The sequence below is a fragment of the Streptomyces sp. CC0208 genome, from assembly GCF_003443735.1.
Classification (GTDB): domain Bacteria; phylum Actinomycetota; class Actinomycetes; order Streptomycetales; family Streptomycetaceae; genus Streptomyces; species Streptomyces sviceus.
Genome location: NZ_CP031969.1, coordinates 7,199,625 through 7,216,222, shown reverse-complemented (window position 1 = coordinate 7,216,222; position 16,598 = coordinate 7,199,625). Strand labels below are relative to the sequence as shown.

The window sequence follows — 16,598 nt, the reverse complement described above, 5'->3', positions numbered from 1 at the left end:
TCCAACGCCCTCGGCTCACTCGCCACGCCACCAGCGCAGCAGACGCTGGAACGCCCCGAGCCGTACGACCGGTTCGGGCACCGGTGCCGGAGCGACGGGCTCCGGCGCCACCGGCTCCCGCTGCGGCGTGCTGACCTGCCAGTCGGTGCGGCGCTGGGACGGAGCCGGGTGCGCGGGGCGCGCCATGACGTCTTGCTGGGGCCTGGGCGCGAACTTCACCGGCAGGGCCACCAGATGCCGGTTGGAAAGGGTCTCCTCCCACTCCAGATCGTCCTCGTCGCAGGCGAGTTCCGCGTCCGGAAGCCTGGTCAGCAGCGCGTCGACACCGACATCGGCGATGGCACGGCCGATATCCTGACCCGGGCATTCGTGGGGACCGCCGCTGAAAGCCAGGTGGGAGCGGTTGCCCTGCATGTTGGCCTTGGTGTCGGGACGGACGCGGGGATCGACGTTGCCCGGCGCGATGCCCAGGATCAGACCGTCACCCTTGCGGATGCGCTGACCGCCCAACTCGGCGTCCTGCTTGGCGAAGTACCCCAGAACGGCGCTGAACGGCGGCTCGTCCCACATGGACTGCTCCACCGCCTGGGGCACCGTCATCTGGCCTCCGTTGAGCTGGGCGCGGAACCGCGGATCGGTGAGCACCACCCGCAGTACGTTGGCAAGGAGGTTGGCAGTGCTCTCGTACGCGACGATCAGGATCAGGCGCAGGTGCTGGCTGACCTCCTCGTCGGTGAGCCGCGTCGGGTGGTTGATGAGGTGGCTCGTGAAGTCGTCCTCGGGTGCGGCCCTGCGACGGGCGGTGAGCCGTGTGAGGACGTCCATGATGTAAGCGTTGCTCTCGATGGCCGTCGCGGTGCCCTTGGGCAGGTCGCGGGCGGCCTCCACGATCCGGTCGTTGTACTCGTCGGGCATGCCGAAGATCTCGCACATCACCATCATCGGCAGGCGCTCGGCGAACTGGCTGACCAGATCGGCGCTGCCCCGCTCGCAGAACCTGTTGACGAGGTGCTGGGTCGCACGGTTGATGTGACGGCGGACGCCCCGGTGGTCGATGGTCGAGATGGCACCGTTGACCGCTCCGCGCAGTCGCAGGTGCTCCTCGCCCTCGGCATGGGAGCAGAGAGGCTGCCAGGCGAGATGCGGCATCATCGGGTGAGTCGGCTTGACCGTACCGTCCTGCATGGGGCCCCACAGGCGGGTGTCACGGCTGAAGTGCGAGGGGGTGCGGAGCATGTGCATGTTCTCGGTGTGGCCCAGCACGACCCAGATCGGCACGTCATCATGGAGCAGCGCTGGAGCCACGGTTCCGTGTTCGGCGCGGAGCGTCTCGTACACGGCTCCGAGGTCCTGCGCCTCGGGGCCGTACAACCGACGCAGTCCGCCGACGCCGATGCCGTGCGCGGGGCAGCCCGGGGGCGGGGCGGCTGTCGAGTGATCCGTACCGGCCGGGGAAAAGGGTTCAGGCGTCACGATGGTCGCTCCGGAGCTGAGGTCGATCTGGTCTGAAAAAAGTCATGGTCTGACGGCTCTGCCGGGCCTCGGCTCACACCGGAGCCCTCTCCACCGCCAGCGAATGCAGAAACCGCATCAAGGTCATCAGCACATCCCGACTCGACGCCCGCCGACGCGCGTCGCACTCGACGATGGGGATGTCCGCGCTGAGGTCGAGCGCGCTGCGCAGGTCCTCGATGGCGTGGCGGGGGCCGTCGGGGAAGGTGTTGACGGCGACGACGAAGGGCACGCCCCGTTCCTCCAGGCGGTCCATGACGTCGAAGCTGACTTCGAGGCGTCGGGTGTCCACCAGGACCACCGCGCCGAGCGCTCCTTCGAACAGGCCGTTCCACAGGAACCAGAAGCGTTCCTGGCCGGGGGTTCCGAAGAGGTAGAGCACCAGTTGCTCGGTGATGCTGATGCGGCCGAAGTCCATGGCCACCGTGGTGGCCGTCTTGGTCTCGGAGCCGTAGTTGTCGTCGACCCCGATGCCGGCCTGGGTCATGGTCTCCTCGGTGGTCAGCGGTTTGATCTCGCTGACCGAGCCGACCATGGTCGTCTTGCCGACGCCGAAGCCGCCGACGATGACGATCTTCACCGCGGCCTGGGCGGTTTGGGGGAGGTGGTCCTCTGTTCGCGGACCTGGGATGGTGTCAGAGCCTTTGAAGTCCATGCATCACCGCTTCGAGGAGGGAACGGTCGGCCAGCGCCTGGCGGATCACCGGGGCGCGCGCCGTCACCAGTTCGGCCGTCAGCAGCTCGGTGAGCAGGACGGTCACCACGCTGAACGGCAGGCTGAGATAGGCGGACAGCTCGGCCACGGACAGCGGGGCCGTGCAGAGCCTGAGCAGCGCCGCCTGCTCGGGCGTGGCGGAGGGCGGGGGGTCGGCGTGCGCCACGATTAAGGTGACCAGGTCGAGTTCCGAGCGCTCGGCTCCGTCGGGGCCGGTGATGACGTACAGCCGCTCGGGGTTCTTCTTCGGTCCCTCGGGTGGGTCCTGGCCCTCCTGCGGGGGTTGCGGTTCCGGACTGGCCTTGGGGAATCGCCGTCGGCGTTGTGGAGGAGTCATACGGTCTGCCCGTTGCGGCGGGGCGGACTGGTGAGGTGCGCGCCGATGCGGACGACCAGATCGCTCATGCGGGCGCTCATGTGGCCGGGTTCGGTGATGATGTCGGAGAGCACCGCGAGATACGCGTTGGGGCCGGCGGCCATCAGGTAGAAGTAGCCCCCGTGGATCTCGATGAGGACCATCTTCATCTTGCCGTCGCTGCCGGGGATCTCCCCGGCCACGGCGCCCGCCAGGCTCTGCAGGCCCGCACAGGCCGCGGCGACGCGGTCGGCGGTGTCCGGGTCGCCGCCGTGGCGGGCGATGCGCAGGCCGTCGGCGGAGAGCACCACGATCATCTGGATGCCCGGTACGCCTTTGGCGAGGTCCTGGAGCATCCAGTCGAAGTTGCCTCGCTGCTGGATCACTTGAGGTTCCCCTCGTCTTCGGCCTCGGTACGGGCCGGTTCGTCGGTCGGCTGACTGGCGGTGGAAGCGGTGGGGCGCTTGAGGCCGTCCATGAACGCCTGGACCCACAGGCCCGGCGGGGTGTCGTCCGGCTTCTGCTCGGGCTCGGGTCCGCGGCCGGCCGTCGACCAGATGGTCGGGCGGCCTTCCCGCTCGGCGCGTTCGATCTCGGCCTGCTCGGCGTAGCGCTGGGTGAGGGAGGTCTTGACCCGGCTGCGGCGCTGCGGCAGCCCGTTGGCCGTCCACTCGGTGACCTCGGGGACGTCGTCCTCCATCGACACCGGTGTCGTGAACTTGGGGCTGGTGGGGCGGCGCTTCTTGATCGTGCGCTTGGGTCCGGGCAGCGCGCCGAGTTCGGCCTTGGGGACGGCGGTGGCGCCGATGCCGTGGGCGAGTCCGACGCCGGGCTCGTCGGTGAGCATGTCGCTGGGCACGACGAGGATGGCGCGGACGCCGCCGTACGCGGAGGCCCGCAGGGAGACCTGCATGTCGTACGCCTGGCAGAGCCGGCCCACGACGGCGAGGCCGAGGCGCGGCGACTCACCGAGGTCCTGGAAGTCCACGCCGGCCTTGGCCCGCTCCAGCATGCCCTCGGCCCGCAGCCGGGCCTCCTCGCTGAGGCTGACGCCGGCGTCCTCGATCTCGATGCAGACGCCGGTCTGCACCTCGGTCGCGGTGACGTGCACCTTGCTCTGGGGCGGCGAGTACCGGGTGGCGTTGTCGAGGAGTTCGGCCGCGGCGTGGATGACCGGCTCGACGGCGGTGCCCTTGACGTTGACCTTGGCGATCGAGGAGAGGTCGATGCGCCGGTACTCCAGGATCCGGGACATGGCGCCGCGCAGCACGCTGTACAGAGCGACGGGCTCGGGCCACTGCCGGCCGGGGCGGCCGCCGCCGAGGACGGAGATGGAGTCGGCGAGCCGGCCGATCAGCGCGGTGCCGTGGTCGATGCGCAGCAGGTCGTCGAAGACCTCGGGGTTGCGGCCGTGGTCCTCCTCCATCTCCCGCAGTTCGTTGGCCTGCTGATGGACGATGGCCTGCACGCGTCGGGCGATGTTCACGAAGGAGCGCTGCGCGGCGTCGCGCATGATCTCCTCGGTGTCGACGATGGTGAGCACCGTCTTGAGGAGCCGGATCTGCGGCTCGGGCAGGTCCGCCCACGCGGGGTCGAACTCGCCGAGTTGGCGAATCACCTCTCCGGGCGAACTTCCGCGGCGCAGCCAGTCCAGCGCGGTCGGCGCGATCTCCTTGGCGAACCGGATCAGGTCCTGGTCGTGATCGGCGATGCGCTGCTTCAGATGAGCCGTGTGACGGACGTGCTCGAGTCGCTGCTCGCGCAGTTCACGACCGCGCCGGACGGCTTCGGCCGCCACCGCGATCACCAGCAGCGTGGCGACGGCTCCGCACCAGCCGACCGCGGCCCTGGCGGGCTGCTGCACCAGCGCGACACCGGCCCCGGTCACTGCGGCCATGACTATGGCGGGGAGCAACAGCACGCGCGCATACGGCAGTTCACGGCGTCCTGGGGGGGATTGAACACTCACCATGTGGGCCCTCTGAGACGTATCGACGGGGAGTCGCACATATAGGGAACAAGCGCACGAATACACATCAACTCGGTGCGCTGCGGGCGAGCTTAGTCCGACCGGATCATCGCCGTGTCATATTCAGCAAGCGCCTGAAACGGGCATTGCGACTGGAGTACCCTCGGCCCATTTATACGCTCCGACATCACCCGAACACGTCGAGTCATGACGTACGGGCGCGCGAAAACCCCTCACCGCGGCGAGTGAGGATCAGCCTCCGGCCGGGTGCCGGAGCCGGACTCCGGCGATGCGCAGGGCGGCGTCCGCGGTCGCCTCCGCGAAGGCGGAGGCGGGTCGCTCGGGGTCGGAGCGGTGGACGAGGATCACGCCCTCGATCAGGCCGAAGAGCAGGTCCGTGCGGAGATCGAGCTCACTCTTGGCGAGGGCGCCACCCGCGGCCGTCGCGGCGAGCAACTGCCGGTAGGCATCCTTGAGTTCGGCGCGCACGGCATGGAAGCCGGCGAACCGCTCGGCGCGCACCTCGGGCAGCAGGTAGAGGCCTCCGAGGTTGTGCGGACCGCCGCACAGCACCTCGACGTCCGCACGGCACAGCTCCCACAGCCGGTTCTCGGCCGGTGCCGTGTCGTCGGCGAGCAGCTCACGCGCGTACGTCAGTGAAGGCGTGACGGTGGACTCCAGTAGCTCGGCGAGGAGCTCCTCCTTGCCGGAGACGTAGTGGTACATGGACGCCTGCCGCATGCCCGCGCGCTCGGCGACGGCCCGGGTGCTGGTGGCGGCATAGCCAAGCGAGGTGAACAACTCGGCTGCGGCGACCAGGAGTTCCTCACGCGGAGCCAGCCCGCTGTCCGGCCGCCGATCGGCCCGCGGCCTGCCGACCCGCCGCCCGGACTCCGCCGCCCCACCTGTCGTACCCATGCGTTCGATCCTCGCACACAGGGCGCGCGGCGCTCTCCTGGCGACGGCGACCTTCGGGCACCCCGGGACAGCGACAGCGCGAGATGGCCGAGGCGGCCCCACAGGACGAGCCCGGCGATGAAGGCACCCGCGACCGCCAGGTTCTGGAGGACCGGTCGGCGGGCGGCCCGGGACAGCCGCACGACCGCCGGAACGGTCGCGCGCCCGTCCGGTACGACCACCACGTCCGCGGTCTCCAGCGCCAGGTCGGAGCCCGCACGGCGACCGCGAACTCGGAGCCCGCACCACGACCACGAGACCGGAGCCCGCAACCACGACCGCGAGACCGGAGCCCGCAACCACGACCGCGCCCCATCGACGGTCTCGCCACCCGCCAGGGCGCAGCCCGCGAGTACCCACGCCGGGAACACCCACCGAGGATCGCCGCGCGCCATCAGCCCCCCTCCCCCACCCCCCGGTGAGCCGCCGGTAACCACCCGGCAACACCCGGGCAACTCCCCCGACCTACCCGGCCCCTAATTTCTGTCAAGCGACAGAAACACTTCACCCCGCCCCACCCTCACCACGCCCCACCCCCACCCCACCCAACCCCCGCCCCGGAACCGGAGGTCCGCCATGGCCACAGAGACCACATACGGAGCCCGAGACCACGCCCGTGCACAGGAGGGCACCCGTACCGAGGCCATGCCCGTCGTCCCGGCCGGCGACTGGCCCGACCCGCCCCCCGCAGCGGGCCCCCTGGTGTGGGCGGAGACCGTCGCGGGCGGCAACTACACCCACCGCGTCCTCGCCCGCGGCACCGAACTGCGCCTCACCGACCTCCACGGGGACGCCTGCGCCCACCTCATCCTGTACGCGGAGGGCCGCCCCTGGGAGCGGCTGAACGTCGCCGACACGGTGAAGGTCCAGTGGAACGCCTACCTCGGTGAGGGCCAACTGCTCCTGTCCGACCAGGGCCGTGTCCTAGCGAGCGTCGTCGCCGACAGCTCCGGCCGCCACGACGCCCTGTGCGGCACCTCCACCCTGGTCCGCAACACCGCGCGCTACGGTGACGGCACGCCCCAGAGCCCCTCCCCCGCCGGCCGCGAGCTCTTCAAGCTGGCAGCCGCGAAGAACGGCCTCGAACCCCGCGACCTCCCGCCCTCCCTCTCCTTCTTCCAGGGCGTGCGGATCCGCGAGGACGGCAGCCTCGACTTCACCGGCTCGGCGGGCCCCGGCGGCAGCGTCACCCTCCGCGCCGAACAGGACGTGACGGTCCTGATCGCGAACGTCCCGCACCCCGCCGACCCCCGGCCCGCCTACGTCAGCACTCCGCTGGAGGTCCTCGCCTGGCGCGCCGAGCCCACCCGCGCCGGCGACCCCCTCTGGGACGCCACCCCCGAAGGCCGCCGCGCCTTCCTGAACACCGCCGAATTCCTGGCCTCGAAGGGACGCGCATGAAGACCGTGGTTCCGGCCCGCACCGCCTGGTCCTCCGTCATCCGCGAGGGCGAGACGCTCACCATCACCGACCTGCACGGCAACCAGGCCGTCGACTTCCTCGTCTACGACGCCCACGACACGGCGGTCCGCTACAGCGCCCCCGACACCATTCAGGCGCAGGGCGGCATCTTCCTCACCACGGGCAGCGTGCTGATGTCCGACGAGCACACCCCGCTGATGACGGTCACCGCCGACGACGTGGGCCGCCACGACACGGTCGGCGGCGCCTGCTCCAAGGAGTCGAACACCCTGCGCTACGGCCATCACACCTGGTCGCAGCACGCGTGCGTGGACAACTTCCTCGCCGAGGGCTCGAAGCACGGCCTCGGAAAGCGCGATCTCGTCTCCAACATCAACTGGTACATGAACGTGCCGGTCGAGAAGGACGGCACCCTCGGCATCGTCGACGGCATGTCCGCCCCGGGCCTCTCCCTGACCCTGCGCGCCGAACGGGACGTCCTCGTCCTCGTCTCCAACTGCCCCCAGATCAACAACCCCTGCAACGGCTTCGACCCGACACCCGTGGAGATGACGATCGACGCCGCAGAGGTGGTCGCGGAATGAGCTTCGACACCCTCCTCGTCGCCAACCGGGGCGAGATAGCGGTCCGGATCATCCGCAGCGCCCGCGAACTGGGCCTACGGACCGTCGCGGTGTACTCCGACGCCGACCGGTCCGCCCCCCACGTCCGGCTCGCCGACCAGGCCGTACGCCTCGGCCCGGCGCCCGCGAAGGAGTCGTACCTCGACGCCGACCTGGTGCTCAAGGCGGCCAAGGACTCGGGCGCGGGCGCGATCCACCCCGGCTACGGTTTCCTGTCCGAGGACGCCGCGTTCGCGCGCCGCTGCGAGGACGCCGGGATCGTGTTCGTGGGCCCGACGCCCGAGCAGCTGGAGCTGTTCGGCGCGAAGCACACCGCACGGGCCGCGGCGCAGGCGGCGGGGGTGCCGCTGGCGCCGGGCACGGGCCTGCTGCCCTCCCTCGACGAAGCCCTCGAAGCGGCCGGCGCCATCGGCTATCCCGTCATGCTCAAGGCCACCGGCGGGGGCGGCGGCATCGGCATGTCGGCCTGCCGCTCCGCCGACGAACTGACCGACGCCTGGGACCGGGTGCAGCGCGTCGCCGCCGCCTCCTTCTCCTCCGCCGGCGTCTTCCTGGAACGGCTCGTCGAGCGGGCCCGCCATGTCGAGGTGCAGGTCTTCGGCGACGGCGACGGCACGGTCGTCACCTTCGGCGACCGCGACTGCTCCCTCCAGCGCCGCAACCAGAAGGTCGTGGAGGAGGCTCCCGCGCCCGGTCTCCCCGCTCACGTCCGCGCACAACTCACGGACAGCGCCCGCGACTTGTGCGCCTCCGTCGGCTACCGCTCCGCGGGAACCGTCGAGTTCGTCTACGACGCCGCCCGCGAGGAGGTCTACTTCCTGGAGGTCAACACCCGTCTCCAGGTGGAGCATCCGGTCACCGAGGAGATCTACGGTGTCGACCTGGTCGCCTGGATGCTCCGCCTGGCCCGGGGCGAGCGGGACGTCGTGAGCGAGCCGGGCCCCCCGCGCGGCCACGCCGTGGAGGCCCGCGTCTACGCCGAGGACCCCTGTCGCGAACACCGGCCCAGCGCCGGCCTGTTGACGCGGGTCGAGTTCCCCACCGGGGTCCGCGTCGACGGCTGGGTGGAGACCGGCACCGAGGTGACGACGTCGTACGATCCGATGCTCGCGAAGGTCATCGCGTACGGCCCGGACCGCGCCCACGCGCTCCAGCGGCTGGACCAGGCCCTGGCACGCACCCGTGTCGACGGCATCGAGACCAACCTGGGCCTGGTCCGGGCGGCACTGGCCGACAGCGACTTCAAGGCGGCCGCCCACTCCACGGCGACCCTGTCCGGGGTCCAGGACCCGACCCCGCGCATCGAGGTCGTGGCCGCCGGCACCCTCACCACGGTCCAGGACTGGCCGGGCCGCACCGGCTACTGGCAGGTCGGCGTTCCGCCGAGCGGCCCGATGGACGACCGTTCGTTCCGGCTCGGCAACAGGGCGCTGGGCAACCCGGAAGGCGCCCCGGGCCTCGAATGCACCTTGCAGGGACCGTCGTTGAGGTTCACCCACCCCACCACCGTCTGTGTGACGGGCGCTCCGGCCCCGGTCACCCTCGACGGCACCCCGGTGCCGCAGTGGGAACCGGTGACCGTGCCCGCGGGCGGAGTCCTGGAAGTCGGCGCACCCGCCGAACACGGCCTGCGGACGTACGTCCTGTGCGCGGGCGGCCTCGACGTCCCGGCCTTCCTCGGGAGCGCGAGCACGTTCACACTGGGCCGCTTCGGCGGACACGGCGGACGGGCGCTGCGGACGGGTGACGTACTGCACGGCGGAGCCCAGGCCGACGGCACGCCCGTCGGGGAGCGCCCCTCTTTCACCTCCACCTGGCACATCGCCGCCGCCGAAGGCCCGCACGCCGCCCCGGAGTTCTTCACCGAGGACGACATCCGCGACTTCTACGCCGCCGACTGGAAGGTCCACTTCAACTCGGCCCGCACCGGCGTCCGCCTGGTCGGCCCCAAGCCCCGCTGGGCCCGCACCGACGGCGGCGAGGCCGGCCTGCACCCGTCCAACATCCATGACACCCCGTACTCGGTCGGCGCGGTCGACTACACGGGCGACATGCCGGTGCTGCTGGGCCCGGACGGGCCCTCGCTCGGCGGGTTCGTATGCCCGGCTACCGTCATCAGCACCGAGCGCTGGAAGCTGGGCCAGCTGCGCCCCGGTGACACGGTCCGCTTCGTCCCGGTGCACACGGACGGCTCCGCGCGCCCGGCGATCGTGGACGGCGGCATCCTCGCCCGCGACGGCGACGTGACGTACCGCCGCAGCGGCGACGACAACCTGCTGGTCGAATTCGGCCCCATGCAGTTGGACCTGGCGCTGCGCATGCGCGTCCACGCGCTGATGGAGGCGGTCGCCGAACAGGGCCCGGACGGCATCACCGACCTCACCCCCGGCATCCGTTCCCTCCAGATCCGGACGGACCCGAACCGGCTGCCCCAGCACGAACTGCTCGCCACCGTAAGGGAGATCACCGGGTCGCTCCCGCCCTCCGACCAACTGGTCGTCCCCTCCCGCACGGTTCATCTCCCGCTCTCCTGGGACGATCCGGCGACCCGCGAGGCCATCGCCCGCTACATGGCGGGCGTGCGCGACGACGCGCCCTGGTGCCCGTGGAACATCGAGTTCATCCGCCGCGTCAACGGCCTGGACTCGGTGAACGACGTCTACCGTACGGTCTTCGACGCGGAGTACCTGGTCCTGGGCCTGGGCGATGTCTATCTCGGAGCCCCGGTGGCCACGCCTCTCGACCCGCGCCACCGCCTGGTGACCACGAAGTACAACCCGGCACGCACCTGGACGGCGGAGAACTCCGTCGGCATCGGCGGGGCGTATCTGTGCATCTACGGCATGGAGGGCCCCGGCGGCTACCAGTTCGTGGGCCGTACGACCCAGGTGTGGTCGCCCTGGCGGCAGCGCGGCGCGTTCGAGCCGGGCTCGCCCTGGCTGCTGCGCTTCTTCGACCGCATCAAGTGGTATCCGGTGGAGGCGGACGAGCTGCTGGAGCTGCGCGCCGACATCACGTCCGGCCGCTTCGTGCCCCGCATCGAGGAGGGCACCTTCTCGCTCGCCGAGTACCAGGCCTTCCTCACCGAACACGCCGAGCCCATAGCGGAGTTCAGGGAGCGCCAGCAGGCGGCCTTCTCCGCGGAGCGGGATGCGTGGGAGGCGGCGGGCGAGTTCGCGCGGGCCGAGTCGGCGGCCACGCCGGCCGTCGCCCCCGTCGACATCGCGGTCCCCCCGGGCGGCCGTCTGATCGAGGCCGAATTCGCCGCGTCCGTATGGCAGTTGAACGTCGAGCCGGGTGACGAGGTGGCGGCCGGGCAGCCGCTCCTGGCCCTGGAGGCGATGAAGATGGAGTCCAGGGTGCACGCGCCGGCGGCCGGCGTGGTCGCGGAGATCCTGGCCAGGCCGGGCGACCAGGTGGAGGCGGGGACGGCACTGCTCGTCCTGGCCCCGCCCGCACAGTGAACGCCCGCACAGGCCGCAGAGCCCGCACAGTGAAAGAGGAGCGCGCCATGTCCAGCACCGTCACCCGGGTCCGTGCCGCCCACGACCGCGTCGAGGCCGTGGACCGCCCGGAGATCTGGATCGATCTGCGTCCGCGGGAGGAGGTCGAGGAGGAGGCCCGGGCGATCGACGAACGGCTCGCGCGAGGCGAGCGACTCCCCCTCGCGGGCCGCCTGTTCGCCGTCAAGGGCAACATCGACGTGGCCGGCCTGCCCACCACCGCGGGCTGCCCGTCGTACGCCTACCGTCCCGGCGCCGATGCCCCGGTGGTCGCCCGGCTCCGCGCGGCGGGCGCGATCGTGCTCGGCACCACGAACCTGGACCAGTTCGCGACGGGCCTGGTCGGCACCCGCTCTCCGTACGGCGCGGTCCGCAACGCGTACGACCCGGCGAGGGTGAGCGGCGGTTCCAGCTCCGGTTCGGCGGTCGCCGTGGCGCTGGGCATCGTCGACTTCGCGCTCGGCACCGACACGGCGGGCTCGTGCCGGGTCCCGGCCGCCTTCAACGGCATCGTCGGGCTCAAGCCCACCCGCGGCCTGGTCCCCACGGCCGGGGTCGTCCCGGCCTGCGCCTCGATCGACTGCGTGACGGTCTTCGCCCGCACCCTCCCGGAGGCCGAACAGGCGCTGTCCCACATGACGACCGGCACCGCCCCGGCCCTCCCCGGACGCCGGCCCGGCCCCTGGCGCATCGCGGTCCCGCCGCGCGAGCAGCTCGGCGAACTGGACGAGGGCTGGGCCGAGGCGTACGAACAGGCGGTGGAGCAGCTGATCACGGCCGGCGCGTCGGTACGCGAGCTCGACCTCGCGCCCTTCACGGAGGCGGCGGCGATGCTCTACGAGGGCGCGTTCGTGGCCGAGCGCTACACGGCGGTGGGTGCCTTCGTCGACAAGGCGGCAGCGGCACACGACGACTCCCTCGACCCCACGGTCGCCGCCATCATCACCGGGGCCCGCGACCTCCCGGCCCACCAGCTCTACGCCGACCTGGACCGCCTGGCCACGCTCCGCACCCGGGCCCTGGCCGAGCTGGCCGACGCGGACGCCCTTCTCCTGCCCACCACCCCCGGTCACCCCACCCTCGCCGAGGTCGCCGCCGACCCCCTCGGCGCCAACGCCCGCCTGGGCCGCTTCACCAACTCCACGAACCTCTTCGACCTGGCCGCGGCAGCCGTTCCGGCGGGCGAGGTGAACGGTCTCCCGTTCGGCGTGATGCTGATCGGCCCGGCGCACACCGACGAGCGCCTGGCGAGCATCGCGCGCCTGCTCCAGCCGGAGACCCGGCTCGCGGTGGTCGGCGCGCACCTGACGGGCCAGCCGCTCAACCCCCAACTGCTGTCCCTGGGCGCCCGCTACGACCGTACGACGACCACGGCCCCGGTGTACCGCCTGCACGCCCTGCGGACGGTCCCGCCGAAGCCGGGCCTGGTCCACGTGGGCGAGGGTGGCGCCGCGATCGAAGCAGAGGTCTGGCGCCTCCCGGCGGAGGGCCTGGGTCGCCTCCTGGCGACACTCCCCCGCCCCATGGCCTTGGGAAGCGTAGAACTGACGGACGGCACCAGGATCCCCGGCTTCCTGTGCGAACCAAGCGCACTGGAGGACGCTGAGGACGTCACGTCATACGGAGGATGGCGCGGCTTTCTGCAGCACAGGCCGAGCCAAGGTTTTTAAGGGGCGCGGGGAACTGCGCGACCAGCTCCCCACGCACCCGCACCCGCACCCGCCCCCGAACCCGTCACCCCACCGACGAGTAGGCCACAACCCCCCGCAGCAACAGATCAACGGCCTTCCGCGCGTTCTTCGCGACGGTGGACCCCTCGCCCCCGGAAACCGGTGCCGCCGCCGAGATCTGCCCCAGCACGTCGATCACCTGCTTGCACCACCGCACGAAGTCCCCGGCCGGCATCTCCGCCTCCCGCAGCACCTCGTCCAGCCCCTTGCCGGAAGCCCACATGTAGGCAGCCCAGGCGAACCCGAGGTCGGGCTCACGCTGGCCCACTCCCTCGGTCTGGTTGATGCGGAAGTCCTCCTCGAGGGCGTCCAGCCGTCCCCAGATCCGCACCATCTCGCCGAGCGCGGCCTTGGCCTTGCCGGACGGCACTTTGGGCGCCATGGCGTCGTCGCCCACGCGGGACTCGTACACCAACGCCGACACGCACGCGGCCAGTTCGGCGGGGCCGAGCCCCTCCCAGACGCCTTCCCGCAGGCACTCGCTGGCCAGCAGATCGAGCTCGCCGTACAACCGGGCCAGCCGCTTGCCGTGCTCGGTGACCTCGTCGGCGCGCAGGTAGTCCAGCTCGGTGAGCAGGGCCACGATCCGGTCGAAGGTCCGCGCGATGGTGTTCGTGCGCCCTTCGATGCGCCGCTCCAGCTGCGAGGTGTCGCGCAGCAGCCGGTGATAGCGCTCGGCCCAACGGGCGTGGTCCTCGCGGTCGTTGCACCCGTGGCAGGGATGCGCCCGGATCGCCGTCCGCAGCCGCGCGATCTCACGGTCGTCGGCCGCCTGCGCCCGCTTCTTGCGGGCCCGCTCCGGCGGAATGTGCCCGGCCTTGGTGCGCAGCGCGGAGGCCAGGTCCCGACGGGACTGCGGCGAGCGGGGGTTGAAGGACTTGGGGATCCGCATCCGCTCCAGCGCCTCGACCGGCACGGGGAAGTCCATCGAGGCGAGCCGCTTGACCTGCCGCTCGGCGGTCAGCACCAGGGGCCGGGGGCCGTCGTGGTGCTCGAAGCCCCGGTGGCCGTTGGACCGCCCGGCGGGCAGGCCCGGGTCGAGTACCAGTGCGAGGCCCGCGTACTTGCCCGTCGGCACGTGGATGACGTCGCCCGGCTTGAGCTTCTCCAGGGCCACGGCCGCCTCGGCCCGCCGCTGGGAGACGCCCTGCCGGGCCAGCTCCGTCTCCCGGTCCTTGAGCTCGCGGCGCAGCTGTGCGTACTCCTCGAAGTCGCCGAGGTGGCAGGTCATAGAGGCCTTGTAGCCGTCCAGCCCCTCCTCGTTGCGCTGCACCTGCCGGGAGATGCCGACGACCGACTTGTCGGCCTGGAACTGCGCGAACGACGTCTCCAGGAGCTCGCGCGAGCGGTGCCGCCCGAACTGCTCCACGAGATTGACCGCCATGTTGTACGACGGCTTGAAGCTGGAGCGCAGCGGGTACGTGCGCGTGCCGGCCAGTCCCGCCAGGTGCTCGGGGCTGCTCCCGCGCTGCCACAGCACCACCGCGTGGCCCTCGACGTCGATGCCGCGCCGGCCCGCACGCCCCGTCAGCTGGGTGTACTCGCCGGGCGTGATGTCGGCGTGCTGTTCGCCGTTCCACTTGACGAGCTTCTCCAGCACCACCGAGCGCGCGGGCATGTTGATGCCCAGCGCGAGCGTCTCGGTCGCGAACACCGCCTTGACCAGGCCGCGTACGAACAGCTCCTCGACGACCTCCTTGAACGTCGGCAGCATGCCCGCGTGGTGGGCGGCGATACCGCGCTCCAGGCCTTCCAGCCACTCGTAGTACCCGAGGACGTGCAGGTCCTCGTGCGGGATGGACGCGGTGCGCTCCTCGACGAGGGCGCGCACCCGGCCCCGCGCCTCGTCGTCGTTGAGCCGCAGACCGGCGTACAGGCACTGCTGTACGGCCGCCTCGCACGCGGCGCGGCTGAAGATGAACGTGATGGCGGGCAGCAGGCCCTCGGCGTCGAGGCGCTCGATGACCTCGGGCCGGCTCGGCGTCCACACCTTCGACCGCTGCCGCCGCTCGCGCTCCCGGTCGGCCTCGCGCATCGCCCGGCCGCGCCTGCGGTCCTGGTACGACGGCCGCTGGGCCTCCATCCGGGCCAGCCGCGCGAGATCGGGGTTGACGGCCTTCTTGTTGCCCTCGCCCTCCTCGAACAGGTCGTACATCCGTCGCCCGGCGAGCACGTGCTGGAACAGCGGCACGGGCCGGTGCTCGGAGACGATCACCTGGGTGTCGCCGCGGACGGTGTCGAGCCAGTCGCCGAACTCCTCGGCGTTGGACACGGTGGCCGAGAGCGACACCAGGGTCACCGACTCGGGGAGGTGGATGATCACCTCTTCCCATACGGCGCCCCGGAAGCGGTCGGAGAGGTAGTGCACCTCGTCCATGACCACGTATCCGAGGCCGAGGAGGGTCTGCGAGCCCGCATACAGCATGTTGCGCAGCACCTCGGTGGTCATCACGACCACGGGGGCGTCGGAGTTGACGCTGTTGTCGCCGGTGAGCAGGCCGACCTTGTCCGCGCCGTAACGGCGGCTCAGGTCCGCGTACTTCTGGTTGGACAGCGCCTTGATGGGGGTCGTGTAGAAGCACTTCTTGCCCTGCTGGAGGGCGAGGTGGACGGCGAACTCGCCGACGATCGTCTTGCCGGAGCCGGTGGGGGCGGCCACCAGCACGCCCTTGCCGGCCTCGAGAGCCTTGCAGGCCTCGATCTGGAAGGGGTCGAGACCGAAGTCGTACATCTCGCGGAAGTCCGCGAGCGCGGTGGCCTGCTCGGCTGCCCGCAGGCGGGCTGCCGCGTACCGCTCGGCCGGTGAGAGGTCCTCTGTCATCGTGCTTTCGAGCGTACCCGGCACCACTGACAACAGGACGATCATTATCCGGATCGGAGTGCGCGAAACCTGCCCTTCACGCAGTTCAAGGGCCCACCACGGGCACCGCCCCGCGGACACAGCGCGCGCTCAGCGGCAGGGGCCCGAGCGGCTCGCCGTCCGCGTACCCCGTGACACCCTCGGCGGTGATCTCGACCTTCGCCGCCTTCAGCACGGTGACCTTGGGATGGTCGACGTGGGTACCCCGGTACACGCGCGGGAACACCCGCAGCAGGGTCGTACGGCTGCAGTCGCCGACCACGGTGATGTCGAACAGCCCGTCGGTGAGGTCCGCGCCCGGGCAGATGCGCATGCCGCCGCCGTACGACGATCCGTTGCCGACGGCCACCAGGGTCGCCTCGACCTCGTGGACCCGGCCCTCGTCGAGCGTGATCCGGTACCGGAGGGGCCGGAAGGCGGCCAGTTCGGCGAGCATCGCGAGGTCGTACTTGAGGCGGCCGGTGGGCCATCTCATCCGGTTGCCGCGGTCGTTGACGCGGGAGTCGAAGCCGGAGGCGAGGACGGTGCCGAACCAGTGGTCACCGGCCTGCCCCAGGTCGGTGTCGTGGACGCGGCCCTCCTTGAGGGCCTCGGCGATGAGCCGGCCCGCGGCGGCGGGGTCCCGCACCGGCAGCCCGAGAGCGCGGGCGAAGTCGTTACCGGTGCCGGCGGCGACCAGGCCGAAGGGGGTACGGGTGCCGGCCACGGCCTGGAGGGCGAGGTTGGCCATGCCGTCGCCGCCGACCGCGATCAGAGCGCCGGTGCCGCCGGCGACGGCGGCACGCGCGCGTGCGAGGGCGTCGGCGGCGTCCACGCCCAGTACGGTCCGCACGGCGAAGCCCGCGGCCCGCAACGCGGAAGCGGCCGGCTGCGCCGCGTGGGCGCCCCGGCCGCGGCCCGCGGTGGGGTTGACGAAGAGGGTGATCTCGCTGGTCACGGAAGTGACCTTACG

General features: G+C 71.5%; 12 protein-coding genes and 1 pseudogene. 4 read left to right on the top strand and 9 right to left on the bottom strand.

The features are described from left to right. Nucleotides 1-15 precede the first annotated feature (15 nt). The 7 genes and pseudogenes from D1369_RS33130 to D1369_RS44125 all read right to left on the bottom strand — a co-directional run. Nucleotides 16-1,473 (bottom strand): cytochrome P450, encoded by a 1,458-nt coding sequence (locus tag D1369_RS33130; protein WP_007380836.1) that lies wholly within the window; start codon nucleotides 1,471-1,473, stop codon nucleotides 16-18. Between the two features lie 73 nt (nucleotides 1,474-1,546). Beyond that, nucleotides 1,547-2,167 (bottom strand): ATP/GTP-binding protein, encoded by a 621-nt coding sequence (locus tag D1369_RS33125; protein WP_007380837.1) that lies wholly within the window; start codon nucleotides 2,165-2,167, stop codon nucleotides 1,547-1,549. Further along, nucleotides 2,148-2,564, bottom strand: a complete 417-nt coding sequence (locus D1369_RS33120) for a DUF742 domain-containing protein (RefSeq protein WP_007380838.1) — start codon at nucleotides 2,562-2,564, stop codon at nucleotides 2,148-2,150. The genes D1369_RS33125 and D1369_RS33120 overlap by 20 nt, the downstream gene beginning before the upstream one ends. After that, nucleotides 2,561-2,968 (bottom strand): roadblock/LC7 domain-containing protein, encoded by a 408-nt coding sequence (locus D1369_RS33115; RefSeq protein ID WP_007380839.1) that lies wholly within the window; start codon nucleotides 2,966-2,968, stop codon nucleotides 2,561-2,563. The genes D1369_RS33120 and D1369_RS33115 overlap by 4 nt, the downstream gene beginning before the upstream one ends. Continuing rightward, entirely contained in the window at nucleotides 2,965-4,554 is a 1,590-nt protein-coding gene (locus D1369_RS33110; RefSeq protein WP_202476944.1) for an ATP-binding protein, read from the bottom strand. The genes D1369_RS33115 and D1369_RS33110 overlap by 4 nt, the downstream gene beginning before the upstream one ends. A gap of 249 nt (nucleotides 4,555-4,803) precedes the next feature. Next, nucleotides 4,804-5,469: a TetR/AcrR family transcriptional regulator gene (locus tag D1369_RS33105; RefSeq protein ID WP_118082773.1), complete on the bottom strand. Its 666-nt coding sequence runs from the start codon at nucleotides 5,467-5,469 to the stop codon at nucleotides 4,804-4,806. A 68-nt stretch (nucleotides 5,470-5,537) separates the two neighbouring features. Further along, nucleotides 5,538-5,729 (bottom strand): annotated as a pseudogene (locus D1369_RS44125) (heavy metal translocating P-type ATPase); the annotation flags it as partial. A 355-nt stretch (nucleotides 5,730-6,084) separates the two neighbouring features. Here D1369_RS44125 and D1369_RS33095 point away from each other — a divergent pair. From D1369_RS33095 to atzF, 4 genes are read left to right on the top strand one after another with little or no spacing between them, the layout of a single operon-like run. Beyond that, nucleotides 6,085-6,909, top strand: a complete 825-nt coding sequence (locus tag D1369_RS33095; protein ID WP_118082772.1) for an urea amidolyase associated protein UAAP1 — start codon at nucleotides 6,085-6,087, stop codon at nucleotides 6,907-6,909. Beyond that, nucleotides 6,906-7,514: an urea amidolyase associated protein UAAP2 gene (locus D1369_RS33090; RefSeq protein ID WP_037899389.1), complete on the top strand. Its 609-nt coding sequence runs from the start codon at nucleotides 6,906-6,908 to the stop codon at nucleotides 7,512-7,514. Before D1369_RS33095 ends, D1369_RS33090 begins: the two co-directional genes overlap by 4 nt. Next, a complete protein-coding gene (locus tag D1369_RS33085; protein WP_118082771.1) occupies nucleotides 7,511-11,017 on the top strand; it encodes a 5-oxoprolinase/urea amidolyase family protein in 3,507 nt (1,168 codons plus the stop codon). Before D1369_RS33090 ends, D1369_RS33085 begins: the two co-directional genes overlap by 4 nt. 47 nt (nucleotides 11,018-11,064) lie before the next feature. After that, nucleotides 11,065-12,726 (top strand): allophanate hydrolase, encoded by a 1,662-nt coding sequence (gene atzF / locus D1369_RS33080; RefSeq protein ID WP_118082770.1) that lies wholly within the window; start codon nucleotides 11,065-11,067, stop codon nucleotides 12,724-12,726. A gap of 64 nt (nucleotides 12,727-12,790) precedes the next feature. On the opposite strand, the gene D1369_RS33075 is transcribed toward atzF, so the two are convergent. Next, complete coding sequence (locus D1369_RS33075) at nucleotides 12,791-15,652, bottom strand: DEAD/DEAH box helicase (RefSeq protein ID WP_037899395.1); 2,862 nt, start codon at nucleotides 15,650-15,652, stop codon at nucleotides 12,791-12,793. Between the two features lie 40 nt (nucleotides 15,653-15,692). Then, nucleotides 15,693-16,583, bottom strand: a complete 891-nt coding sequence (locus tag D1369_RS33070; RefSeq protein ID WP_118082769.1) for a diacylglycerol kinase — start codon at nucleotides 16,581-16,583, stop codon at nucleotides 15,693-15,695. Between the last annotated feature and the right edge of the window lie 15 nt (nucleotides 16,584-16,598).

What these genes read in the sequence shown, in the direction of transcription:
- D1369_RS33120 (WP_007380838.1), bottom strand. Translation starts at nt 2,564, where the DNA reads ATGACTCCTCCACAACGCCGACGGCGATTCCCCAAGGCCAGTCCGGAA.
- atzF (WP_118082770.1), top strand. Translation starts at nt 11,065, where the DNA reads ATGTCCAGCACCGTCACCCGGGTCCGTGCCGCCCACGACCGCGTCGAG.
- D1369_RS33105 (WP_118082773.1), bottom strand. Translation starts at nt 5,469, where the DNA reads ATGGGTACGACAGGTGGGGCGGCGGAGTCCGGGCGGCGGGTCGGCAGG.
- D1369_RS33125 (WP_007380837.1), bottom strand. Translation starts at nt 2,167, where the DNA reads ATGGACTTCAAAGGCTCTGACACCATCCCAGGTCCGCGAACAGAGGAC.
- D1369_RS33075 (WP_037899395.1), bottom strand. Translation starts at nt 15,652, where the DNA reads ATGATCGTCCTGTTGTCAGTGGTGCCGGGTACGCTCGAAAGCACGATG.
- D1369_RS33090 (WP_037899389.1), top strand. Translation starts at nt 6,906, where the DNA reads ATGAAGACCGTGGTTCCGGCCCGCACCGCCTGGTCCTCCGTCATCCGC.
- D1369_RS33110 (WP_202476944.1), bottom strand. Translation starts at nt 4,554, where the DNA reads ATGGTGAGTGTTCAATCCCCCCCAGGACGCCGTGAACTGCCGTATGCG.
- D1369_RS33085 (WP_118082771.1), top strand. Translation starts at nt 7,511, where the DNA reads ATGAGCTTCGACACCCTCCTCGTCGCCAACCGGGGCGAGATAGCGGTC.
- D1369_RS33095 (WP_118082772.1), top strand. Translation starts at nt 6,085, where the DNA reads ATGGCCACAGAGACCACATACGGAGCCCGAGACCACGCCCGTGCACAG.